This window comes from Streptomyces sp. NPDC111656 (genome assembly GCF_055656965.1).
The window spans coordinates 17482-42418 of the sequence record NZ_JBVKCA010000027.1 but is presented as its reverse complement, the minus strand read 5'-3'; the positions used below and the strand labels follow the sequence as shown (position 1 = coordinate 42418).

Annotated in this window: 14 protein-coding genes, 1 tRNA gene and 1 pseudogene; 15 read left to right on the top strand and 1 reads right to left on the bottom strand. The window is 69.6% G+C overall.

Annotated elements, in window-relative coordinates; genetic code table 11:
- The first annotated feature begins 55 nt into the window (after positions 1 to 55).
- The 11 genes from ACZ7M3_RS45405 to ACZ7M3_RS45355 all read left to right on the top strand — a co-directional run bounded on the left by ACZ7M3_RS45405 (position 56) and on the right by ACZ7M3_RS45355 (position 18449).
- Complete coding sequence (locus ACZ7M3_RS45405; RefSeq protein WP_388401010.1) at positions 56 to 1585, top strand: DUF7059 domain-containing protein; 1530 nt, start codon at positions 56 to 58, stop codon at positions 1583 to 1585.
- A gap of 156 nt (positions 1586 to 1741) precedes the next feature.
- A complete protein-coding gene (locus ACZ7M3_RS45400) occupies positions 1742 to 4129 on the top strand; it encodes a serine/threonine-protein kinase (RefSeq protein ID WP_472071731.1) in 2388 nt (795 codons plus the stop codon).
- 108 nt (positions 4130 to 4237) lie between these two features.
- Complete coding sequence (locus tag ACZ7M3_RS45395) at positions 4238 to 4435, top strand: hypothetical protein (RefSeq protein WP_355304498.1); 198 nt, start codon at positions 4238 to 4240, stop codon at positions 4433 to 4435.
- A 237-nt stretch (positions 4436 to 4672) separates the two neighbouring features.
- Entirely contained in the window at positions 4673 to 7486 is a 2814-nt protein-coding gene (gene topA, locus ACZ7M3_RS45390) for a type I DNA topoisomerase (protein WP_472071729.1), read from the top strand.
- A gap of 157 nt (positions 7487 to 7643) precedes the next feature.
- On the top strand, positions 7644 to 10988 hold the full coding sequence (tmk, locus tag ACZ7M3_RS45385; protein WP_472071727.1) for a dTMP kinase: 3345 nt from the start codon (positions 7644 to 7646) through the stop codon (positions 10986 to 10988).
- Between the two features lie 77 nt (positions 10989 to 11065).
- Positions 11066 to 12271 (top strand): DNA polymerase III subunit delta', encoded by a 1206-nt coding sequence (locus ACZ7M3_RS45380; protein ID WP_472071725.1) that lies wholly within the window; start codon positions 11066 to 11068, stop codon positions 12269 to 12271.
- 358 nt (positions 12272 to 12629) lie between these two features.
- Entirely contained in the window at positions 12630 to 14189 is a 1560-nt protein-coding gene (locus ACZ7M3_RS45375) for an alpha/beta hydrolase (RefSeq protein WP_472071723.1), read from the top strand.
- Between the two features lie 107 nt (positions 14190 to 14296).
- Positions 14297 to 14370, top strand: a tRNA-Thr gene (locus ACZ7M3_RS45370).
- Between the two features lie 633 nt (positions 14371 to 15003).
- Positions 15004 to 15414 (top strand): hypothetical protein, encoded by a 411-nt coding sequence (locus tag ACZ7M3_RS45365; RefSeq protein ID WP_388515989.1) that lies wholly within the window; start codon positions 15004 to 15006, stop codon positions 15412 to 15414.
- Between the two features lie 75 nt (positions 15415 to 15489).
- The gene (locus tag ACZ7M3_RS45360) at positions 15490 to 16164 is read left to right on the top strand and encodes an ABC transporter ATP-binding protein (RefSeq protein WP_472071721.1); all 675 of its coding nucleotides are present in this window, start codon (positions 15490 to 15492) and stop codon (positions 16162 to 16164) included.
- A complete protein-coding gene (locus tag ACZ7M3_RS45355; protein ID WP_472071719.1) occupies positions 16161 to 18449 on the top strand; it encodes an ABC transporter permease in 2289 nt (762 codons plus the stop codon). Before ACZ7M3_RS45360 ends, ACZ7M3_RS45355 begins: the two co-directional genes overlap by 4 nt.
- Before the next feature lie 806 nt (positions 18450 to 19255).
- Here the strand turns inward: ACZ7M3_RS45355 and ACZ7M3_RS45350 are convergent.
- A pseudogene (locus ACZ7M3_RS45350) lies at positions 19256 to 19387 on the bottom strand (IS5 family transposase); the annotation flags it as partial.
- A gap of 584 nt (positions 19388 to 19971) precedes the next feature.
- Between ACZ7M3_RS45350 and ACZ7M3_RS45345 the strand changes: the two are divergent.
- Genes ACZ7M3_RS45345 through ACZ7M3_RS45330 form a run of 4 tightly spaced genes read left to right on the top strand, consistent with a single transcriptional unit; the run spans position 19972 to position 24768 of the window.
- Entirely contained in the window at positions 19972 to 22017 is a 2046-nt protein-coding gene (locus ACZ7M3_RS45345) for a GTPase domain-containing protein (protein WP_472071717.1), read from the top strand.
- A complete protein-coding gene (locus ACZ7M3_RS45340; RefSeq protein WP_472071715.1) occupies positions 22014 to 23264 on the top strand; it encodes a hypothetical protein in 1251 nt (416 codons plus the stop codon). The genes ACZ7M3_RS45345 and ACZ7M3_RS45340 overlap by 4 nt, the downstream gene beginning before the upstream one ends.
- Before the next feature lie 59 nt (positions 23265 to 23323).
- The gene (locus ACZ7M3_RS45335; protein ID WP_472071713.1) at positions 23324 to 24250 is read left to right on the top strand and encodes a hypothetical protein; all 927 of its coding nucleotides are present in this window, start codon (positions 23324 to 23326) and stop codon (positions 24248 to 24250) included.
- A complete protein-coding gene (locus ACZ7M3_RS45330) occupies positions 24181 to 24768 on the top strand; it encodes a hypothetical protein (protein WP_472071711.1) in 588 nt (195 codons plus the stop codon). Before ACZ7M3_RS45335 ends, ACZ7M3_RS45330 begins: the two co-directional genes overlap by 70 nt.
- The last annotated feature ends 169 nt before the right edge of the window (positions 24769 to 24937 follow it).

The following is a 24937-nucleotide window of genomic DNA, read 5'->3' as shown; positions in this document are numbered from 1 at the left end:
CATTCGCACGGGCTCTGTCCACAGGTGTACGTCCCTTTCGGCGGGAACGGACACAATGGGGGACGTGAGTCACACCAGCCTGTCACCGTTGCCCTCGTCCGACCGCGTCGACGTCGCCGCTCGGCTGCGGGACGCCCTGCTCGGCGCCTCCTTCACCGCCGACGGTCTGCTCGACCTGCTCGGCGCCCCCGCGTACGCGGCGCTGGCGCGCAGCGAGACCGTGCCCGCGCTCCGGGCGACCCGCGGGGACACACCGCTGGAGACGCTCGTACGGCTGTTCCTGCTCCAGCAACCCGTGCCGCACGCGCGCGTGGCGGACGTGCTGCCGGTGCAGGACTGCCTTGAGAGTGGCTGGCTGACCCGGGCGGGCGCGGACGAGGTCGCCGCGACCGTGGACATCCGGCCGTACGGCGGGCCTGGCGGCGAGGACTGGTTCATCGTGTCCGACCTGGGGTGCGCCGTCGGTGGCGCGGGCGGCATCGGTAGCCGGGAGGAGGGCGTCGTCCTGGGTGTGGGCGGCGCGTCCACGACCCTGGCCGGCATCACCGTCCGTACGCCCGTCTCCTCCGCGCTCGACCTCGGCACCGGCTCCGGGATCCAGGCCCTGCACGCCGCGCAGCACGCCACGCGCGTGACCGCGACCGACCTCAACCCACGCGCCCTGCACATCACCGCACTCACCCTGGCGCTGTCCGGTGCCCCGGCGGCCGATCTGCGCGAGGGCTCCCTCTTCGCGCCGATCGCGGACGACGAGACGTACGACCTGATCGTCTCGAACCCACCCTTCGTGATCTCGCCCGGCGCCCGGCTCACCTACCGCGACGGCGGGATGGGCGGGGACGATCTGTGCCGCACGCTCGTTCAGCAGGCGGGGGACCGGCTCAACGACGGGGGGTATGCGCAGTTCCTGGCCAACTGGCAGCACGTGGAGGGCGAGGACTGGCAGGACCGGCTGCGCTCCTGGGTGCCGCGCGGCTGTGACGCCTGGATCGTGCAGCGCGAGGTGCAGGACGTCACGCAGTACGCGGAGTTGTGGCTGCGCGACGCGGGCGACCACCGCGACGCCCCCGCCGAGTACCAGGCGCGGTACGACGCCTGGCTGGACGAGTTCGAGGCCCGCAAGGTCAAGGCCGTCGGCTTCGGATGGATCACACTGCGCAGAACGGCTGCCGCCGAGCCCTCGATCACGGTCGAGGAGTGGCCGCACTCCATCGAGCAGCCGCTCGGCGAGACCGTGCGTGCGCACTTCGACCGCGTCGACTACCTGCGGGCGAGCGACGACGCTGCCCTGCTCGCCGGGCACTTCAGGCTCGTGGCCGAGGTCGTCCAGGAGCAGGTCGGGCTGCCCGGCGCCGAGGACCCGGAGCACGTGGTGCTGCGCCAGCACCGCGGGATGCGCCGGGCCACCAAGGTGGACACGGTCGGCGCGGGCTTCGCGGGCGTGTGCGACGGCACGCTGAGCGCCGGGCGGATCCTGGACGCCATCGCCCAATTGGTCGGCGAGGACCCGGTGTTGCTGCGTGACCGGACGCCCGCGCAGATCCGGCTGCTGGTGGAGCAGGGGTTCCTCGAGCCCGCGGAGTGAAGGGCTGAGTCGCATGTGCCTGTTCTGACGGGATTGGGCAATATTGATCAGGATTGGTCGGTAAAAGGGCTCCTGTCAGTGGTGCGTGCGAAGCTACCTTCAAGAGACAAGCTCCATGCGTCCTCGGGGGAGGCGCGCTGTCTCGGGGGAGGCGCCATGGCGGGGGAGACGCCGGATCAGGGTGAGGGCAGGATCATCGGCGGCCGATACCGGCTGCTGCGGACGCTCGGCGCGGGCGGCATGGGGAGGGTGTGGCTCGCGTACGACGCGGAGTTGGCCTGCGAGGTCTCCATGAAGGAGATCGCGCTGCCGGACGTGCCGATGGACGCGGCGGAGCATGGGCAGCGCGTCGCCCGGGCGCGCAGCGAGGCCCGGCACGCGGCGCGCCTGCGCGGGCATCCCCATGTGGTCACCGTGCACGACGTGGTGGTGCACGAGGGACTGCCGTGGATCGTCATGGAGTACGTGCCGGACGCGGTCGATCTGCGGGCGGTCGTACGGCAGTCGGGGCCGCTGTCGCCCGCTCGGGCCGCCCGGATCGGGCTGGCCGTCCTCGACGCGCTCTCCGCCGGACACCGGATCGGGATCCTCCACAGGGATGTGAAACCGGCCAACATCCTTCTGGCGCCCCCCTCTTCGGGCGATCCCTACGCGCGCGTACTGCTCACCGACTACGGGATCGCGCTCCAGCCCGAGTCCCGCGAGCCCCGGCTCACCGCCACCGCCGGCATCCTCGGCACGCCCGGCTATCTCGCCCCCGAGCGCGCCCGCGGCGAGCCGCCCACCCCGGCCGCGGACCTCTTCTCCCTCGGCGCCACGTTGTACGCCGCCGTCGAGGGCCGTGGCCCCTTCGACCGGCCGGGGCAGTACGCGACTCTGACGGCCCTGCTCGGCGAGGAACCCACCCCGCCCGTCCGAGCGGGTGAACTGACCTCCGTGCTGCACGGACTGCTCGTCAAGGACCCATTGCGGCGGTCGTCGCCGGAGGCGGTCGCGCGGGGGCTCGAGCGGGTGGCGCAGGCGGCGGCGGGCGGGGTGTTCGGGCCACCGCCGGGGTATCCCGCGGGGCTACCACCGGGGTATCCCATGGAGCTACCGCCCGGGTACGTCGCGGGACCGTCGCCCGGGTACGCCGCCGGACCGTCACCCGGGTATGTCGCAGGGGCGCCGCCCGGGTTCCTTGCCGGGGCACCGCCCGGGCATGTCACGGGCTCGCCTCCGGGAACTCCGCAGACGCCCGGCGTCCCGCAGACCCCAGGCGTTCCGCCGATCCCCGGCGTTCCGCAGACCTTAGGCGTCCCACAGGCCCCCGGCGTTCCGCAGACCTCTGGCGTCCCACAGGCCCCTGGCGTTCCGCAGACCTCTGGCGTCCCACAGGCCCCCGGCGTCCCGCAGACCCCAGGCGCGCCCTCGACCCCGAACACCCCGTACGACCCGAACCACCCAAACACCTCGCACAACCCCAACACTCCGCACACTCCACCAGGCGGCCCGGCCGCCCCCGGTGGCCCGCTCGGACCGCCCTCCGGCTCCCCGCCTGCGTACGGCCCTTGGCGCCCGTCCACTCCGAGTGGCGCGTACGAGTGGAACCCGTACGCCGGGACCGGTGCGCCCACCCGGTCCACGGCCGCTCCGCCCCTGCCGTCGGCGAGCCGCAGGAGGCCTCCGGTCCCCGTCGTCGCCCTCGTCGTGGGCGTCCTCCTGGTGGTCGTCGGCGGCACCTGGGCCGCCGTCTCACTCACCGGCGACGACGGTGGCACGAAGGAAGCGGCCGCGAAGAAGCGCCCCACAGGGAGCCCGTCGTCGGGACCGACGGGGCCGGTGTATCCGTACGGCGAACAGGTGGGCCTCACCAAGCCGTTGCAGGCCGGCGACTGCGTGAAGGCGGTCTGGTCGGGACCCGCTTTCAAGTCGGCGGTCAACCTGGGCGTCGTGAACTGCGCCAAGGACTGGCCGGACGGCCAGGTCGTGGCCGTCGACACGGCCGACGACTACGCCGATGCTCTCGCCCATGGCGCGCAGCGCTGCACCAGCCGGAGCACGGCGACGGCCGACGTCCTGCCCGACGCGGGTGTCTACGCCGTCGCACCGACGAAGGACGGGTTCGGCGCGGCCAAGGGCGGTACGGCATGTCTCGTGCTCGGACGCCATGTCGCGATAGGCGGCGAAGTGGGGCGGTTCCGCGATGCGGGGGTGAATCTGTGGCCCACTCAGATGGGCACCGGGGACTGCTGGATCTACGCGGAGAAGGGCAAGAGCTTCGAGGCTCACCTGACGGACTGTGGTGAGCCGCACACCGACCAGGTGATCGGCACCGCGCGGGCCGCGGCGGGCATGGACTACAAGAAGGCCCTCGCCCAGGGAGGCAAGCTCTGTGCCAACAAGTTCGCGTCGAGTTGGGCGTCCGACACGGAGCACACCGTCTCCGGTTGGCTGGCCAGCGAGGAGGAGTGGAATCAAGGATTCAACAAAGTCGTGTGCACCGTGAGACGGGTCGACGGTGCGCGGACGAGCGAGCGGATACCCGATCCCACCACGGTCTGAGCGGTCCATGGGGCGCCGTCTTCCCGGCGTTCACCGCAGGTTCGCACGTCGGCTTCCGGGGAGTGGCAACCTCCTCACCCTGGGGCTCCTGTGTGGAAGGACATATCAATGGAAAGCGGACCGGCGATCTTCGTGGGGGCGGTGTTCGCCCTGTTCGGAGGCGGACTGCTGGTCTGGACCGCGGTGCGGGTGCGACAGGGCGAGCCCGTCGCCGTCGGTGTGAACCGCGTCGCATCGGCGACGCTCGCCGGCGTCGCCGGAGCTGGTGCGCTGGCACTCGGGATGTGGTGTTTTACGCGCGCGTGAGAGGCGGCTCTCCGGTAACTGAGAGGTCACGCTCCGGATAGGCCCGAAAAGGCTGCTGGACACTCCGGGCGGCAGGAATGGCGGTAGTCGGGTTACCGTTCGAGTGGCCGTTGCGGGCTTTTCCCGTTTGACACGGGGGCGGGATGTACCGTCACACTCCGCAGCGTCAGCATGACCCGACCCCCGGGACCAAGGCCTGGGGGAGACCCCCTGCGTCGACCGGAGAGAAGAGCGAAGTTGTCCCCGACCAGCGACACCGCACACGGCGGCCGCCGACTCGTCATCGTCGAGTCGCCTGCCAAGGCGAAGACGATCAAGGGCTATCTCGGCCCCGGCTATGTCGTCGAAGCGAGCGTCGGGCACATCCGCGACCTCCCCAACGGCGCCGCGGAGGTGCCGGAGGAGTACACCGGCGAGGTGCGCCGCCTCGGCGTGGACGTCGAGCACGACTTCCAGCCCATCTATGTGGTCAACGCCGACAAGAAGGCCCAGGTCAAGAAGCTCAAGGACCTGCTGCGCGACTCCGACGAGCTCTACCTCGCCACCGATGAGGACCGCGAGGGCGAAGCCATCGCGTGGCACCTCCAGGAAGTGCTCAAGCCCAAGGTCCCGGTCAAGCGGATGGTCTTCCACGAGATCACCAAGGCCGCGATCCAGGCCGCCGTCGCCAACCCGCGCGAGCTCAACCAGAAGCTCGTCGACGCCCAGGAGACCCGCCGCATCCTCGACCGCCTCTACGGCTACGAGGTCTCGCCGGTTCTGTGGAAGAAGGTCATGCCGCGGCTGTCGGCGGGCCGTGTGCAGTCCGTGGCGACCCGGCTCGTCGTCGAGCGGGAGCGCGAGCGCATCGCCTTCCGCTCCGCCGAGTACTGGGACCTGACCGGCACCTTCGGCACCGGCCGCGCCGGTGACGCCAGCGACCCGTCCAACCTGGTCGCCCGTCTGACCGCGGTCGACGGAAAGCGCATCGCCCAGGGCCGCGACTTCGACTCGCTGGGCCAGATCAAGGGCGCGAACACGCTCCACCTGGACGAGACGAACGCCCGTGCGCTCGCCGCCGCCCTCCAGGACACGAACTTCGCGGTCCGCTCGGTCGAGTCCAAGCCGTACCGCCGCTCGCCGTACGCGCCGTTCCGCACGACGACCCTCCAGCAGGAGGCCTCGCGCAAGCTCGGCTTCGGCGCGAAGGCCACCATGCAGGTGGCCCAGAAGCTGTACGAGAACGGCTTCATCACGTACATGCGTACGGACTCCACGACCCTCTCGGAAACGGCGATCTCCGCCGCCCGCGCCCAGGTCACGCAGCTCTACGGCGCCGACTACCTGCCGGCCCAGCCGCGGACGTACGCCGGGAAGGTCAAGAACGCGCAGGAGGCGCACGAGGCGATCCGTCCCTCGGGTGATCGTTTCCGCACCCCGGCCGAGACGGGCCTGACCGGCGACCAGTTCAAGCTGTACGAGCTGATCTGGAAGCGGACCGTCGCCTCCCAGATGAAGGACGCGGTCGGCAACTCCGTAACCGTGAAGATCGCGGGCACGGCCTCCGACGGCCGCGACGCCGAGTTCAGCGCGTCCGGCAAGACGATCACCTTCCACGGCTTCCTGAAGGCGTACGTCGAGGGCGCGGACGACCCGAACGCCGAGCTCGACGACCGTGAGCGCCGTCTCCCGCAGGTCAACGAGGGCGACCCGCTGTCCGCCGAGGAGATCACGGTCGACGGGCACGCCACCAAGCCCCCGGCCCGCTACACCGAGGCGTCGCTGGTCAAGGAGCTCGAGGAGCGCGAGATCGGCCGCCCGTCGACGTACGCGTCGATCATCGGCACGATCCTCGACCGCGGATACGTGTTCAAGAAGGGCACGGCACTCGTGCCGTCCTTCCTGTCCTTCGCCGTGGTCAACCTTCTGGAGAAGCACTTCGGGCGGCTCGTGGACTACGACTTCACGGCCAAGATGGAGGACGACCTCGACCGCATCGCGCGGGGTGAGGCGCAGGCCGTGCCGTGGCTCAAGCGGTTCTACTTCGGTGAGGGCGACGCCGCGGGCGCCGCCGAGGCCGGCAACGGCGACGGGGACCACCTGGGCGGCCTCAAGGAGCTCGTCACCGACCTGGGCGCCATCGACGCCCGCGAGGTGTCGTCCTTCCCGGTCGGCGACGGCATCGTGCTGCGTGTGGGCCGCTACGGCCCGTACATCGAGCGCGGCGAGAAGGACTCCGAGAACCACCAGCGCGCGGACGTGCCCGAGGACCTGGCCCCGGACGAGCTGAGCATCGAGCTCGCGGAGGAGCTGCTCGCCAAGCCGAGCGGCGACTTCGAGCTCGGTACGGACCCGGAGTCGGGCCGACAGATCATCGCCAGGGACGGCCGCTACGGCCCGTACGTCACCGAGGTGCTCCCCGAGGGCACCCCGAAGACGGGCAAGAACGCCGTCAAGCCGCGTACCGCCTCCCTCTTCAAGTCGATGTCGCTCGACACGGTGACGCTCGACGACGCCCTCAAACTGATGTCCCTGCCGCGCGTCGTCGGCAAGGACGCCGAGGGCGTGGAGATCACCGCGCAGAACGGGCGCTACGGGCCGTACCTGAAGAAGGGCACGGACTCGCGCTCCCTGCAGTCCGAGGACCAGCTCTTCACCATCACCCTCGAAGAGGCGCTGGAGATCTACTCCCAGCCCAAGCAGCGCGGGCGAGCGGCCGCCAAGCCGCCGCTCAAGGAGCTGGGCGAGGACCCGGTCAGCGGGAAGCCCGTCGTGGTCAAGGACGGCCGTTTCGGGCCGTACGTGACCGACGGCGAGACCAACGCGACCCTGCGCTCCGCCGACAGCGTCGAGGAGATCACTCCGGAGCGCGGCTACGAGCTGCTGGCGGAGAAGCGCGCCAAGGCTCCCGCCAAGAAGACCGCGAAGAAGGCGGCCGCCAAGAAGGCTCCGGCCAAGAAGGCCCCCGCCAAGAAGACGGCCGCAAAGAAGACGACGACTTCGAAGACGGCTGCCAAGAAGGCTCCGGCCAAGAAGGCCGCTGCCAAGAAGACGGCCGCTTCGGAGAACTGAGGTCCGGGCTCGCGGCCCTCGTCACGGCGCGGGCTCTGTCAGATTCAGCGGTCTCCGCCAGATTCAGATGTGGACGCCTCTACACCTTTCGGTGTGGGGGCGTCCACATGTTCGGGCACCCCTACGGGCAGTCAGTGGGGCCGGATAGGCTTGCAGAATGACGCGAGCCGAGCAGCCAACGGCCCACACTCCGGCCCCCGACGACGCCCTGGTCGCGGATTCCCGCGAGCGCGCCGTCCGCGCGCTGCTGCGCCGACCCCAGCTGAAACGGTTGTGGAGCGCCCACCTGGTGGGCGGTGTCGGTGACGCCCTGGCCCTGCTCGTGCTGGTCGTCCTCGTCCTCCAGGCGGCGATCGCGGAGGGTTCCTTCGGCGGTGGCTACCGCGGGGTCGCCCTCGCCGTGGCGGCCGTCTTCGGGGCACGCGTTCTGGCCACACTGCTCTTCGGAGCCGTACTCCTCGGGCCGCTCACCTCGCTGACGTCCCAGGAGGGGCCGCTCGACCGGCGCTGGACCATGGTCGGAGCCGACGGACTGCGCGCCGTGCTCATGCTCATCGCGCCCCTGTGGATCGACTGGACCCCGGACAGCGCACTCGCCGCCCTCCTCGTCCTCGCCTTCGTGACCGGCGTCGCCGAGCGCTTCTGGACGGTGTGCCGGGAGAGCGCGGCGCCCGCGCTGCTGCCCGCGCCGCCGCTGGAGGGCGCCACCGTACGCCCGCTGCCGGACCACCTGGACGCGCTGCGGCGCCTGTCACTGCGTACGGCCTTCGTGGCGGTGCCGATCGCGGCCGCCACGCTCGTCGTGGTGTCACTCGTCAGCAACCTGCTGGGTGCCGGGATCGCCTGGTTCGACCAGCACCAGGGGGCGCTCGCCTCGTACGTCGCCGCCGGACTGTTCGCCGCCTCGCTCTCCGTGCTCACGTCCCTCGAACTGCCCGACACCCGCACCCCGCGTGCGCGCTCGCCCCTGGAGGGCCTGCGCCGCCCCAGGACGGGCACGGGTGTCGACAACGGCCGTACCGGCGCGATCCCGCTCCTGGTGCTCGCCTGCGCGGCCGTCGCCGCGGCGATCGCTGCCGCTGTCGCCGTCTCCGTGCTGCAGGCCAAGGACCTGGGTGGGGGACCGGTCACGTACGGCCTGCTGGTGCTGGCGCTGACCGGGGGCGTCGTCATCGGCATCCGGACGGCCCCCTCCGTGCTGCCGTCGCTGTCGCGGCGCAGGCTGCTCTCGCTGGCGATCGCCTTCACCGGGATCGCGCTGCTGGCCGCCGGTCTGGTCCCGGACGTCACCACGGTGCTGCTGATCGCCGGCCTCGCGGGCATCGGCGCGGGCGTCGCCGCGAACACCGGGCACGCGCTGCTCGACCAGGAGACCGAGGAGTACCGGCGGGCGCGTACGACGGAACACCTGCACGCGGTCGTACGGGTCTCCGTGGCGCTCGGCGTCCTGCTGGCGCCCGTGGTGGCCGCGGCGATCGGCCCGCACCGGCTCGAGAACGGCAAGTTCGTGTTCGCGCACGGAGGCGCCGCCTTCACACTGATGCTGGTGGGCGCCCTGCTGCTGCCGGTCGCCGCCCTGGTGCTCGCCAAGGTCGACGACCGCTCCGGAGTGCCGCTGCGGCACGACCTGCTGGACGCGCTGCGCGGCGGCGACGACCCGGTGCAGAATTCCACCGCGAACGGGTTCTTCATCGCCCTGGAGGGCGGCGACGGGGCCGGGAAGTCGACGCAGGCGGAAGCGCTCGCGGAGTGGATCCGCGCCAAGGGTCACGAGGTCGTGGTGACCCGCGAGCCGGGCGCCACGCCGGTCGGCAAGCGGCTGCGGTCGATCCTGCTGGACGTGTCGTCGGCGGGCCTGTCGCACCGCGCGGAGGCGCTGCTGTACGCCGCCGACCGCGCCGAGCACGTGGACACGGTGGTGCGGCCCGCGCTGGAGCGGGGTGCCGTCGTCATCTCCGACCGCTACATCGACTCGTCGGTGGCCTACCAGGGAGCCGGCCGGGACCTTTCTCCGACCGAGATCGCCCGCATCAACCGATGGGCGACCAACGGACTGGTGCCGCATCTGACGGTGCTCCTCGACGTCTCCCCGGAGGCGGCTCGTGAGCGCTTCACGGAGGCGCCCGACCGACTGGAGTCGGAGCCGGTCGAGTTCCACACGCGCGTGCGGTCCGGTTTCCTGACGCTGGCCGCCGCCGACCCGGGCCGGTACCTGGTCGTCGACGCCGCCCAGGAGCCCGAGGCGGTCACCACCGTCGTCCGGCACCGGCTCGACGTGATGCTGCCCCTCTCCGAGGCCGAGGTGAAGGCCCAGGAGGAGGCACGCAAGGCGGCCGAGGAGGAGGCCCGGCGCAAGGCCGAGGAAGAGGCCGCCCGCAAGGCCGAGGAGGAGCGACTGGAGCGCGAGCGCCAGGAACAGCTCGCCCGGCTGCGTGCGGAGGAAGAGGAGCGCAAGCAGCGCGAGCTGGAGGAGGCGCAGCGGCGCGAGGCCGAGCGCCAGGCGGAGGAGGCCCGACAGCGCGCCGAGGAGGCCCGCCGCCGGGCCGAGGAGGAGCGGGCGCGGCTGCTGGCCCAGGAGCAGGCCCAGGCCGCCGAGCAGGACCGGCTGCGCAGGCTGGCCGAGGAACAGGCACGGCTGCGGGACGAGGCCGAGGAGCGCCGCCTGGAGAAGCAGCGCAAGGCCGAGGAGGCGTTGCTGCGGGCGGAGGAGGCGCGACGGACCGCGACGGAGACGGCGGCAGCGGCGGCGGCGGCCGCAGCCACGGCGGCTTCGACGTCTGCTTCTGCTTCGACTGCGGTTGCCGCTTCATCGCCTACGTCTTCATCGCCTACGTCTTCATCGCCTACGTCGGCTCCTGCTTCCGGTTCGGTGCCTGTGGGTTCTGGTGAGCCGGCGGCCGCGGGTCCCGTGGCCGACAACGAGACGACGGTGCCCACGCCGGTCGTGACGCCCCCGAGCTCCTCGGGCGGCTCGGTGGACGAGACGACGGTGCTGCGGCCCGTGCGCTCCGGAGAGAGCCGCGAGGGTTCCCGCTCCGACTCGGAGGAGACGGCCAAGCTGCCGAAGCCGCCCGTGCCCGAGGCGGCGGCCGAGAAGACGGCCGTGCTCCCGCCGGTGGTTCCGGGTGCCGCGGACGAGACCGCCGTGCTGCCGCCGGTGGCGCCGGGCGCGGCCGACGAGACGGCGGTGCTTCCTCCGGTACGCGACGGGCGCGAGGGTGCCGCCCCGGATGCCGGTGCGGGTGATCCCGCGAACCGGGTGCCTCCGGGCTTCTTCCGGGACGAGCGGCCCGCGCCCCGGCCCGAGACGGCCGGTGACCGTACGCGCGAGCTGCCCCAGGTCAATGCCGAGGGCGCACCGCGTCGCCGCCCCCGTTCCGACTGGGCGGAGGAGACCCCGCTCGACGACCTCCCGACCCTGGCGGACGAACTGCTGGGCCCGCGTGACGACGACGAGCAGGACGACGGGCGCGAGGGACGGGGCGGTCGCCGCCGTCGCTGAGGTCCGGGGACCCGTTGTCAGTGGCGACCCGCACAATGGACGCGGCAAGGCAAAGTGCGACGAAAGGGCGGTGCCCCGTGCCGGTATGGGACGATCTGGTGGGCCAGGACAAGGTGAGCGAGCAGCTCGCCGCCGCCGCTCGTGACGCCGACGCCCTCGTCTCGGCGGTCGCCGCGGACACCCCGCTCCCCGAGGCGTCCAAGATGACGCACGCCTGGCTGTTCACCGGTCCGCCCGGCTCCGGGCGTTCCACCGCGGCGCGGGCCTTCGCGGCGGCGCTCCAATGCGTGAGCCCCGACCGCGCGCTGGGCGGAGTACCCGGCTGCGGCTTCTGCGACGGCTGCCACACCAGCCTGATCGGGACGCACGCCGATGTGCAGATCGTCCGCACCGACCTCCTCTCCATCGGTGTGAAGGAGACCCGCGACCTGGTCCGCCGCGCCCAGTTGTCCCCGGCGACCGGCCGCTGGCAGGTCATCGTCCTGGAGGACGCGGACCGCCTCACCGAGGGCGCGGGCAACGTCCTTCTGAAGGCCGTCGAGGAACCGGCCCCGCGTACGGTCTGGCTGCTCTGCGCGCCCTCCGTCGAGGACGTCCTGCCCACCATCCGCTCCCGCTGCCGCCTGCTCACCCTGCGCACCCCGCCGGTGGACGCGGTCGCCGACATCCTCGTCCGCCGTGACGGCATCGAGCCCGCTGTCGCGGCGGCCGCCGCCCGCGCGACACAGGGGCACATCGGGCGCGCCCGCCGTCTCGCCACGGACCAGCGTGCCCGTGAGCGCCGGGCCGCCGTCCTCAAGCTCCCGCTGCGGGTCGACGACATCGGCGGCTGCCTCAAGGCGGCCCAGGAGCTGATCGACACGGCCTCGGAGGACGCGAAGCAGCTCGCCGAGGAAGTCGACGTCAAGGAGACCGAAGACCTGAAGGCGGCCCTCGGCGCGTCGCAGGGCGGCCGTATGCCGCGTGGCACGGCGGGCGTCATGAAGGAGCTGGAGGACCGGCAGAAGCGCCGGAGAACGCGTACGCAGCGCGACAGCCTGGACCTGGCCCTCATCGACCTCACCGGCTTCTACCGCGACGTCCTCGCCCTCCAGCTCGGCTCCCGGGTGGCCCTCGCCAACACGGAGGCCGAGGATGTACTCGAGCGGCTCGCCCGCGGCGGCTCGCCGGAGGCGACCCTCCGCCGGATCGACGCGATCGCCGCGTGCCGCGAGGCGCTGGACCGCAATGTGGCCCCGCTGCTGGCGGTGGAGGCGATGACGATGGCGCTGCGGGCGGGCTGAGCCGAAAGGCTCGAAGGCGCGGACGGGCTGAGGACCCGGAGCCGACAGCGACCGGCGAACGGCCGACAGCGACCGCTGAGCAGCTGCCGGTGACCGGCGAACGGCCGACAGTGACCGCGACCGGCCGACAGCCGGGGCCGTGCCGAGGAGCCGGAGTGAGGAGCTGAGGCGAGGTGTGGGGAGCAGGAGTTGAGTCGCCGTGTTGACGACATCACTCGTACGAGGCACATCCACGACTGTTGGTGATCACGACGTCGCGCAGGGTTACGCTCGCGAGATGTACTCCAGGTACTTCAGGCGCACCCCTCGGCCGTCCCGGTCCCGTCGGCCGAACCGACCTCGCGGTGCGATCCGCGCGATGCGTACCGTCCGTGCGGGCGGCGTGCTGCTCGCCGCCACCACGCTGCTCGTCTCCGCCTGCTCCACGGGGAGTTCGACCAGGACGGCCACGACGTCGGCGGACGCGGTGCTGGCCGCACTGCCCCGGGCCACACCCTCGACGCTGTCGTCGTACTACGACCAGAAGCTGACCTGGCGCAGCTGCGGCGTCTCCGGCTTCGAGTGCGCCACGATGAAGGCGCCGCTCGACTACGCGAAACCGGCCTCGGGCGACGTCAAGCTGGCCGTGGCCCGCAAGAAGGCGACCGGCCCCGGCAAGCGCATCGGCTCGCTGCTGGTCAACCCGGGCGGGCCGGGCGGCTCGGCGGTGGGCTACCTGCAGTCGTACGCGGGGATCGGCTACCCGGCGGAGGTCCGCGCCCGCTACGACATGGTCGCCGTCGACCCGCGCGGGGTGGCCCGCAGCGAGCCCGTCGAGTGCCTCACCGGCCGCCAGATGGACACGTACACGGAGACGGACGTCACCCCCGACGACAAGAAGGAGACGGGTGAACTGGTCGACGAGTACAAGAAGTTCGCCGAGGGCTGCGGCCGGCACTCGCCGAACCTGCTGCGGCACGTGTCCACGGTCGAGGCGGCCCGGGACATGGACATCCTGCGCGCGGTCCTGGGCGACCAGAAGCTGAACTACGTGGGGGCGTCGTACGGGACGCTCCTCGGGGCGACGTACGCGGGCCTGTTCCCGGCCCGGGTGGGCCGCATGGTCCTGGACGGCGCGATGGACCCGTCCCTGTCCGCACGCAAGCTCAACCAGGACCAGACGGCGGGCTTCGAGACGGCGTTCCAGTCCTTCGCGAAGGACTGCGTGCGCAAGAGCGACTGCCCGCTGGGTGGTCCGGGCACGAGCCCGGACCAGGTCGGCAAGAACCTCAGCGCCTTCTTCAAGCAGCTCGACGCGAAGCCGATCCCGACGGGCGACGCGGACGGCCGCAAGCTCGGCGAGGCGCTCGCGACCACGGGTGTGATCGCGGCGATGTACGACCAGGCGGCGTGGCCGCAGCTGCGCCAGGCGCTCACCGCGGCGATGAAGGACAAGGACGGCGCGGGCCTGCTCGCCCTCTCCGACAGCTATTACGAGCGCGACGCCGACGGCAAGTACGCGAACCTCATGTTCGCCAACGCGGCCGTGAACTGCCTCGACCTCCCGGCCGCCTTCTCCACGCCCGACCAGGTGGAGAAGGACCTTCCCGCGTTCGAGAAGGCGTCCCCCGTCTTCGGTGACGGTCTGGCCTGGGCCTCTCTGAACTGCGCGTACTGGCCCGTGCGGGCCACCGGCGAGCCCCACCGCATCGAGGCGAAGGGTGCGGGTCCGATCCTTGTGGTCGGCACCACGCGGGACCCGGCCACCCCCTACGCCTGGGCCGAGGCCCTCGCCTCCCAGCTCTCCTCCGGCGTCCTCCTCACCTACGTCGGCGACGGCCACACCGCGTACGGTCGCGGCAGCGTCTGCATCGACTCCACGATCGACCGCTACCTTCTCCAGGGCACCCCTCCCGCGAAGGGAAAACGCTGCGCATAGCCCTCCCCCACGCCCCGGAACCGGTCCTTCCGGGGCGTGTACGGAGCACCCCCGGAAACTGTGTAGACTTACCGACGTTGCTGATCGCACCATAGTGCGGACAGCGCGCCGCCTTAGCTCAGATGGCCAGAGCAACGCACTCGTAATGCGTAGGTCTCGGGTTCGAATCCCGAAGGCGGCTCTGTGGAAGCCCCAGGATTCTCACTCGCCGTGACCTGGGGCTTTTGCTTTTTCCCGGACGCGACGGCGGCGCCGTGCACGTGCCGTGCGGCTGTCCGTGGTCTCAAGTGTGGTCTCAATCGTGGGTTCGGCTGGATGGTCGGCATGTCCACGCCCCGTTCATTGAGGATCGTGCCGAGGGAGGGTCCGTGTTCGGCCCGGCCGGTGATCCATGGGCGGCCGTCGGCCCGCTCGATCGCTCCCAACGCCACGGCCGCCGCCGACACTCGACATTCCACCCGGGGGCCTCGACCACCCACAGGTCGTCCACCCCGAGCCCCGTGGCCTGCCGCGCGAACGGAGCAGCCCAACCGGCGCCCAGTCGCGATCGAGCACTACACCGAGGCGGATCAACGCCGTGTACCAGCAATGGAGTTGCTCCGGACCAGCTCGATTACGAACCAGACATCAGGGACTTTCCGAAGATCGAAATGTCATGAACGGGTAAAGATTCCCATTGGGAACCGATCAGATCGGGCCAAACCGGACCATGTCCCAGTTAACTCAATTTTCACTCTTCGCCGCTCTTGTTACGGTCGCCCGTGGTCCTGGAAGCGCAACGACCAACCAGGCTGAACACAAAACGGTAGAAATAATGCGCAAGTTGGCAGTCGGCGCGCTCGCCGGCGGGATCTTCGCCCTGAGCGCCGGGACCGCGATGGCGGTCTCGTGGCACACCATTCCGACGCTCACCACGGGGGGCGCATCCTTCACGGGTGGCCAGTACGCGTTCTGGCCCTCGGGGCAGAACCACGGTGCCTTCGAGTGGAAGGGCAAACTCAACGACACCGACAACGGTGACGGGCACAACGTCTACATGCAGGTGCGGGTCGAGGGCTACGACTGGAGCCGCTACAACGGCAAGCAGAGGAGCTCCGTCTCCTTCGACCAGCTGAACTGGGACGGCGCCGCTCAGTACACCGACGACGCGTACATACGCGTCTGCCGTGACAAGGGCTCGCTGAACCCTGACAACTGCTCGCCGACCAAGCACTACCAGAAGTAGTCGGTCACTCCGTGCAAGACCGCGGGCCCGGGACGTCCTCCTGGGCCCGCTTGCTTCTTGGGGGTAGCCAACAACATGTCAGAAGTCCTTGTCGCCACGGGAGTTGACCTCTCCTACGGCAATCAGCAAGCCGTCCGTGACGCCCACCTCTCGGTCTCCCCCGGGGAAGTCGTGGCGATCACCGGGCAGAGCGGCTCCGGCAAGTCCTCGCTGCTCTACTGCCTCGCCGGCGTCCTGCCCGCCACTCGTGGTCAGGTGCGGTTCGAAGGACGGGCGCTCGGCAATCTCTCCGACGACGAGATCAGCACGCTCCGCCGGGAACGCTTCGGATTCGTCTTCCAGTACGGCGAGTTGCTGCCGGAACTCACCGTCGAGGAAAACACCGCCCTGCCCCTGCGGCTGGCCGGACAGCGCAAGGGCCCCGCCCTCGCGGCAGCCGGCGAGGTGCTCGAACGCCTCGGACTCGAGGAACTGCGTGAGCGCCGTCCCGGACAGGTCTCCGGCGGGCAGAGCCAGCGCGTCGCGGTCGCGCGTTCCCTGGTGCACCGGCCCGCGGTCGTTTTCGCGGATGAGCCGACCGGATCGCTCGACAGCGCCAACGCCTCCGCCGTACTCAAGGAATTCCTCGACCTGGCCCGGTCGCAGGGGACCGCCGTCATTCTGGTGACGCACGACCCCGCCATCGCCGCACAGGCCGACACCCACTACGCGATGGCTGACGGAGTCCTGAGCCCACGAGGTGCGGTGTGAAGGAATTCCTGTTCGGTCTGCGCCTGCTGTTCGGCGCGGGGCGCGGCAACCGCATACGTTTCTTCCTGATGGCCGTCGGCGGTTCCATCGGGGTCTGCTGCCTCGCCCTCGTCCTCACCATCCCGGCGATCCTCGACGCGCACGACGGCCGAGCCGCCGCCCGGCAGCCCGTCACCTCCGCCAAGGGGCCGGCGGACGGCACCCTCGTCCTGCAGCGCAACGACGCCTACGGCTCCCAGTCGTTCACCCGGGTGTTCATTGCCCGGGGATCCCAGGGAACGAAGTCCGCTCCACCCGGGCTGAGTGAACTGCCTTCCCCGGGTGAGGTGTTCGTTTCCCCGCGGGTACACGATCTGCTGCGTGAGGCACCTGCCGTCAAGGCCCTGCTGCCGGGCCGCGAGGCGGGTGTGATCCGCCCGGCCGGGCTCGCTCATCCCGACGAGCTCTACGCCTACATCGGAACCGATCGGACCCGGATCGCCGACGGGGGGCGGACCCTGAAGGGGTTCGGTTACAGCTACGCCCCGTTCCCGGCCGTCGAGCCGTCCACCCTCACCGATGTGCGGTTCGCCCTGGCCACACTGGTCCTGCTGCCCCTGGGAATCTTCCTGTCGGTCTGCGCTCGGCTCTCCGCCGCCAGCAGAATGCGCCGCCTCGCGGCACTGCGGCTGCTGGGACTGAGTATCAAGGGCACCCAGCGCGTGAACGCCGCCGAGACCGTCGCCGCGGCGCTGCTCGGCGCGGTTCTGGGGCTCGGCGAGTACTGGCTGCTCAACCAGGTGATGTCACGCGCCGGTCTGCCTGGCCTGAGGTGGTATCCGGGCGATGGCGCCCTGTCCGCGACCACCATCGCCGTCTGCCTGATCGGCTGCCCGGCCCTCGCCTGGTTCGTCGGCCGCAAGAGCGCGCGGGACGCGACCGCCAACCCGCTGGCGGTACGGCGTACGGTGGTACCGAGACCGCCTTCCAAGTGGGGCGGTCTTCTGCTGGTCGCCGGCCTGGGCATCGTGTGCGCCTACTGCGCCACGGGCCTGATGGGGCGCCCCGCCTCGAGTGTCGGCCTGAACGCGCTTCTCGTGGTTGCCGGAGTCGTACTGACCGGCCTCGGACTTGTGCTGACCCTGCCCCTGCTCTCGTACGTTCTGGCCAGCCGACTGGCGAGGTCCACCCAGTCCCTGACACTCAACCTGGCGATGCGGCGCAACGAGGCGGAGCCGGGAAGCACGATGCGGGTTGTCACCGGACTCGTGCTCCTCGTCTACGCCGCCTCGCTCGCCCAGGGCGTTCTCATCCAGCTGGAGCAGGTCACCCGCCCGTCCGGTCCCGTGCAGGACTACTCGCTTCCGCTGTCGGGACTCAGCACGCAGCAACAGCGGGAGCTCGCCGGCGTGTCAGGCGTACGCACGCACGCCGTCATGATGAATTCCTGGGTCGACCTCAACGCGGACCAGCCCGAAGCGGCCTTCGCGTCCTCGGCCACGGCCCTGGTGGCCACCTGTGCCCAGCTGGACCGTATGACCCGGCGCTCCGAGGGCTGTGTGGACGGCAGGGTGATGCGGCTGGTCGACCCCAACTCAAGCCTGGGATCCGACCTGAAACCCGGCACGTCGTTCCGCTTCCGCATCGACGGGGGCAAGGACAAGAACCTGAACGTCACCCTCCCCTCCGAGCGGATCGTCTACAGCGGGTACTCGGCCTCTGCGGTCGGCAACGCCGTGCTGCTGGTCCCACCGTCCGCGCTGCCCGCCGAAGCGAGCCCACGCGACACGGAACTCCTCCTCACCAGCAGCTCGACTCCCGGCCAGGTCCGCGGTGTCCTCGACGGCATCGCCGCCGTCGTCCCGATCGCCGAGATCGAGCTCGTCGGGCTGAACGTCCAAGGCCTCGAGCAGATCTCCGTGGTGGAGACCCTCTTGGGCCTGGGAATGATCATGGGCCTGGTCATCGGGGTGGCCGCCTTCCTCGTGTCCGTCACCGACCGGGCCGTCGAGCGCCGCGCGCAGGTCACGGCCGTCACACTTATCGGCGCACGGGCGAGAACCATGAGGGCCGTACAGTGCGCCCAGATCGTGCTACCGCTGAGCCTCGGCCTGATCCTGGCTCTGGTCACGGGCAAACTCGCCGAGTCCAGCTACCTGATTACCGGCGGCGGCACGATCCGCTGGGACCTGGCGGGCGTCCCCCTGCTGACACTCGCCGCGGCAGGCGTGGTGGTGACAGCCGCAATGGGCTCATTGCCACTGGTGGGCCGCCGCATCGACCCGGAACTGATCCGCCGGGACTGACGGGTGCGGCCCCGGCTGCACCCCGATGACGCGGTGGCCAACAAAGTGACCACGCTGTTCGGACCTGCCGCGCCATGGGACTACCTCGACGTGAATGCCGCCCTCGCCTCTGCACGGTACTGGGGTGGGCGGCTGCCGCAGCTGGCGTCGGAGGACGACGCCGGGTTCGATCCGCGCCACTTCGCCCAAGCATGCGGGCGCTCGACCGTTGGCCGGACCGGGAGTGCGAGACATGCGGCATCGATGGCGCCCAGGTGGAGGACATGCGTCGACGGTTGCGCGCCTGGGCTGCCGAGATCCTCGATGAAACGGCTCGACGAGAGATGCCCCACCCAGCGGTTCGTCTTTCTGCCCGGTTGACAGTGTCGTCGCAAGCCCAGCTCCAGTCGGCACCGGACAGCACGACGAAGCACCACCCAACACGATCGCTCATGGTCTCGTAATGCATAGGTCTCGGGTTCGAATCCCGAAGGCGGCTCCATAGGAAACCGCAGGTCCGCAACTGACCTGCGGTTTTTTCATTTTCTTGACCAGGGGAATGGCGGTCCTGGGCGGCAGATGACCTACGTATTCGAATGCGGAGGTCTGACGTTCAACAAGGCGAGGCAGAGTGGGCGCGAGCGGTGAGGAGGTGTGCTCTGACCTGCTGGTTCTTCAGTCGCTTCCCAGGCGCCTCATGCCTTGGGTGAGGCGAGCGTGCGCGAGGGGAGCGCATCAGTGCAGGGGCGGAGAGCGCAGGTGGCGGGATGCGTGGGCCTTCGTCGGCAGTGGCCCCGTCCAGGCCGGGGATGTCTGCTCCGCAGCGGGCGTCTCGCGATTTCCATGTCGATGCCGAAGGTGGCGGCGTGTTCGACGAGGCGGTGGCGGTAGCCGCCGTCCACCCATGCCTTGTGCAGCGTGGCATGGGCGGCGACCTGGTCGATCAGACGGCTGCCTGCACGCTCCTCCGGTTCGGACAGCCCGCCCCCGAGTGGTTCGAGGCCCGGCTCTTGGCGCTCAAGGGCGCGCAAGGGGGGCGCGCCCATGAGCGGCGCGCTCCCAATGGGCGCGGAGAATGGCATTAGCTGGGGTACGCGGGGGCCTGGACATCAGAGAATGGACCGACGCGACGCGTCGAGGTCATGTGGGCTCGGCGCAGTTTTTTATGGTGCTTCGGGGAGTAGTTGCAGGCGCGGACAGGCTGATGGCGGCTGCCTTGAACTCAGCACCTTGCGCAGGGCTGGTATTTCACCAGCGTGGACGGGCGCCCGTCGGCTTTGGGGGAGCGGCAGGAGTTCTTTTATGAGGGGGAGCAGTGGGGGAAGTTTCGGGTCGCATCGAAGCGCTTGTGGCTGCACGGCGCGGCCGATTGGGAGAAATTGACGCTGAGATTGCCGGATGGTCCGAGGCCGAAGCCGGCCTCGGCAGGCTCGCGCAGTCGCTCGATGGACCAGTGGACCACGAGGTCGTCGGTCTCTCCAGCGGTCACGCAGCAAGTGCCCCATCCGATCACGCTGTCGTTCTGGATCGGCTGAGGAGTGACGTGTCGGCAACGCTGGAAGATCTGCGAGCGGCGCGCAGTCGTTTTGCCCGACCCACGATCAATATCGGTGTGAGTGGCAAGGCCAGGGTCGGGAAGAGCACACTCCTGCAGAGCGTTTCGGGGCTGACGGACGACCAGATACCGACCGGACCGGACGTACCGGTAACCGCCGTGCGCAGTCGAATCATGCAGAGCGATCGGCAGCGCGCCGTGTTGCACATGCACAGCGTCGAGTCCTTCCTGGCCGACGTCATCGCCCCTTACCACCGGGATCTTGGCCTGGACGGTATACCGCGCACTCTGGCGGACTTCCGGGGCTGGGCCTACCCGAAGCCGGATCGCGACGCTCCCGCTGAGCACAGCAACAACGCCAAGCTGGTGACCCTGCTGGGCATGCAAGAGTCGCTCGATTCGTACGCCGGCCTGCTTACCGGCAAGGACGTGGAGCGCAGTCTGGAAGGGCTGAGGCCCTACCTCGCCTACCCGACGAGCGAAGACGTTGTGGCCGGTACGACGTACCGGCCCCACTTGGCCGTGCGCGAGGCAGTGATCGAAAGCCCCTTTCCGCGCAGCGACGTCGCGCGTCTGGTCATCGTCGACCTGCCGGGTCTCGGAGAGGTGGTGGCCGATGCCGACGAGCGACATGTGCGCAATCTGCGGCATGACGTGGATGCCGTGCTGCTTGTCGTACGTCCGAGCTCCACTGCCGCCTATTACGGCGATTCCGACGACAAGGCGCTCAAGCTCTTGGACAAGGCCAGGGGCCATGTACGGACCTCGGGTGACTATGTCTATTTCGTGATCAACCACGGTGGGGAAGCCTCCGGCAGGATCGACGTGCTGCGGAACCATCTGCACTCTCAGGTGAACGCCGGTACGGACGGCGGGTTCTACGTGGTCCTGGAGACGAACGCCATCGACCCCGATGCCGTGAACCAGACCCTGCTCATCCCGCTGTTGGACACGCTGTCGCGAACATTGCCGAAGATGGACGACGAGGTGTTCGCCGGAGTGATGGCGCGGGCCGGAGTCACCGCCCGCCGGATCGACGAAGCACTGCCCCTGCTGCTCGCCGACCAGGCCGACCCCGCCGAGCTGGCGCATAAGGCCCCGGAACTGCTCCAGCGGCGGGCGTCCGAGCTGCGCTGGAAAGTGGACCAAGGCCTGCGTGAAGTGGTCGAAGAGCTGTGGCGCGCCGCCCACCGGGACGGTGTGGACGAACGGTACACCGACGCAGTGGAGACCGTGTTCGACGAGGTGCGCGAGTGGGCGGAGGACGGCTTCGGACTGGGCACGGCCCGCTGGCAGGAAGAGGCCCAGCTCAGCATGCCCACCGAACGTGCCGCCTCTCCGTTCATCGTCGAGGAGATGCACCGGGTCCGGGTCGAAGTCACTCGACGGTTCCGGGCACTCGACGGCTTCTTCCACGAGCAACTGGCGCGCATCTGGGACCAGATCGCCGCTGCCTTCCGCGGTGCCTGCGAGCCCCTGGTGGAGGGGGAGCGCGGGGAGCAGGCGTTGCGCAATCTGGAAGCTCGTTTGCGTAGGTCGTCGTGTTCCGTGTTGGCGGACGCCGTGCACGACCTGTTGCAGACCCGACTGGACTATCGAACGCATCTCCATCCTCGTGTGCGTGCGGAACTGGACGGGTTCAACTTCGAGGGCGTTGATCCGGACACCGGGCGGCCCAGGGTGGCACTCCTGGTGCCGGCGGACGAGACCGGAGTCGAACTGCTCGAACAGCAACTCCGAGAACGGATTCACAAGGCAGCCTTCGAGACCATGGTCGCCCTCCAGCGCGAAGCCGTGCTGCCCGCTCTGGTGCTCTACGCGGCGGTAAAGCAGTTCGAGGACGAGTTGATTCTCTCGGGTGACTCGCGACGGGAGTTCTTGCGGCTGGCCCGCAGCAACCGCGATGTCCTGTGGCCCGATGACTTCCGCCGGTTGGACGCTGCCACGAAGCAGGCACAGGACCTGGCCGAACTCGCGCGCACGGTCAGCGAAGCCCTTGCCCGGCGAGCCCGGCAAGGGGGTGAGGAAGCATGAGCAGCGACAAGGTCGCCTTCGAAGTCGGCCTTGTCGGCCCGAGCGGCGTCGGCAAGACCTCCTTGATCAGTGCCGTGTTCCTTGCCGGTCAAGACATGCTGGCGGGAAGCGGTGTCACGATCGTCGCGGACGACGAGCCGACTGCGGGCTTGATAGCCGATCACGCTCATGCGCTGGCCGGCGTGGTACAACGCGGCCAGTTCGTGAGCGAGTCGCTCGCAGCGAATGTATCCGTCGTGGACTTCCGTCTGCGGCTCGACCCGGGTCTGCCCGACGGCGGCATCGCCCTGCACCTCAAGGATTATCCGGGCGGCTGGCTGGACCCCAAGATGCGCAGCGAGAGCACGTACGTCAAGCAGGCTTGGGAGCCGCTGAAGGACTTCATGCTGCGCAGCTCCGTGATGCTGGTGCCGGTCGAGGCGCCGCCGCTCATGGAAGCCGTCACACCGCGCCAGAACAGGGCCGTACCCCTGATGTTGCGCCTGCACGACACCATGCAGGTGCTGCGCATGTGGGCCAGGGGACGCGGGGCTGCGCCGGACTCGCCGGCCCTGGTGGTTTTCGTGCCGGTCAAGTGTGAGACGTACGTCCGCCGTCAGAACGACGGCCACCATGTTCGCGGCGCTGATCGCTCGGCCGAGCTCTACGAGCGGTTTCGCACCACCTATGCCGACTGCATCAAGGCGGTGCGTATGGAGGCCCCGCACGTCGGCATGCTCTACACGCCCGTCGACACCCTTGGCTGCGTGGACCGCACCTATGTCACATGGCCGCCCGACCCTGACACCGGGGTGCGGTGCGAATCCCATTTCCGCATCGTCAACGACGGCAAACGCGATATTCGCGGGGTCGACGACCTCCTCATCGCCCTCTGCCGCACCCTTGCCGAGGCCCGCCAGAAGGCCGAGCATGACCACGAGCGGGCACTCACCGAGCAGCATCGATCCGTCCAGTCCTATGCGGACCGGGACCGCGGCCTGGTGGGCAACTTCTTCCGTGCTGCGGACAACGTCGTCGCCGGATGGATCGGCCAGGCCGAACTCATCAGGCTGACCGAGCCGAACGGGCCGTTTCCCCTGCTCAAGTGGTTGCGCGGCGTCGGTCTGAGCCAGTCCGCCCGTGACCAGCAAGCCGCTGACCAGGTCCGCCGTGAGCGTCTGCGAGCTCTGGAAGCGCTCCACAACCTGCAGTCGGTCATCGACGACCTGGCCAAGCGCGAATACAGCGACCGGGTTCGGCGTCTGTGAGCGGGCAGCGGCGGAGTGGGGGACCCATGGACGTGCACATCAAGATGCGCGGCGAGGGGGTGAACGAGGAGTACGACTTCCTCGGCGGCGAGCCGGACAAGGAGTGGTGGCTCGACCTCGCGGATCTGGTGAACTGGAACAGGCAGGGGCTCTGCGTGCAGGCCCGCTCCGGCGACTGGTCGGTGTACCTGTCCCCGATCCCCTCGGGACGGCGAGACGCGCGGGGACGCCAACGCGAGTTCAAACTTGCCCTCAACGGTGCATGCGGTCACCCAAGAGTGACAGCGGTCGTGCTTCCCTTGCTCGCTCTGTGGCTGGAAGAAGTGCCGGGTGCGAAGGGCACCTCGCGCCTGGCCGACGCGCTCTCCGACGAGTTCCCCGATGAGGCAATCAGCCGTCTGCGAGGGAAGCACACCTCGAACCACCGCGGAGAGACAAGGCAACGGTTCGACGCAGCGGTGGGGAACCTGGAGCTGAACCCGTATCCCTCGGCCGACACACAGCCCGAGGAAGTCCTCTCTGAGGTGTGGTGGGGCGTGCACGACCACGCGAAAGACCGGCGCGGATTTCTGGAGAGAGTGGCACGCCTGCTTTCAGGAAGTGAGGCAGGCATCGCGGTCCTGGGCAACCTGGTCTACGAGTCGGATGCGAAGAACGACTTCGCGGAATCCAGCTCCGTGACCAGGCTCCGCGCGGCCTGGCCGGACACCGCACTGACCCTGCTCGTACGCCCCGGCGAGCGCCCCACTGTTCCTGCTCGCCCGGGATCCCCTCGCGTGACCTCCTCGCCGGGAGGAGAGGTGGGGCAGGGAAAAGGGCTGGCGGCGCCGACACCGGTGACCGCACCCCCGAAACCCCGGACAAACGAGCGGACCTCACATGGGACGGATACCGAGCGATCCCTCCGACGGATGGCGTGGAGCTGCGCGGGGTTGGCGGTGCTGTTCATCACGATCTTGATGCTGGTGGTCATGCTGCTTCTGTAGGCGAAGCGGGCAACGGAGCACACGATATCGGCCACGGCTACCAGCCGGATTGGCGACACATGCGGCTGGGTTCGGACGGTGCCAAGACTCTGTGGAAGGTCGTCGAATGGCAGCCTGGAACTTCTGGCTATGAGTGCCACCTAGCGCCCTCCGGTCCTACGGCGGAGACCGACCCGAATGCTGCCGTACTGCGGATCACCTTGTTGGAGAAGGTTGACGCGATATTGGGGGCCGTGCCGGCAGATTGGTTTGACGCACAGGATCTGCCGACATGGATACCGCTCGGGGGAAAGTATCGGCGCTTTGTCGAGTCGTTGATCAGTATGACGCCTCGAGCAATGCGGGAGGGGATGTGGCAGTGGCATGCAAAGGTTGAACTGATCCTGATCTACCGGGATGGTCACCGTACAAAGGCTGTGAGTAAGGAGGCCAATCTGCGCCCGCAGGGTGGCGGTTTTATTTGCATTGTCACCGATTCGCCCGGCGTTCCGTGTCGGATCGAGGTTGAATTGTGGTAGTGAATCCCGAAGCGTGCCGGACGAGCGTCCTCGGTTGCGCGGACTCCTCGGCCGCCCGCATGGCCGCCTCGGTCAGGGCCCCTGCCTCCCCCAGGCCGTCCAGGTGGACAGGGGTGCGTGAGTACATACGTGCGAATGGCCGTCGTTCCTTCGGCCGAGGCTCGGGGGG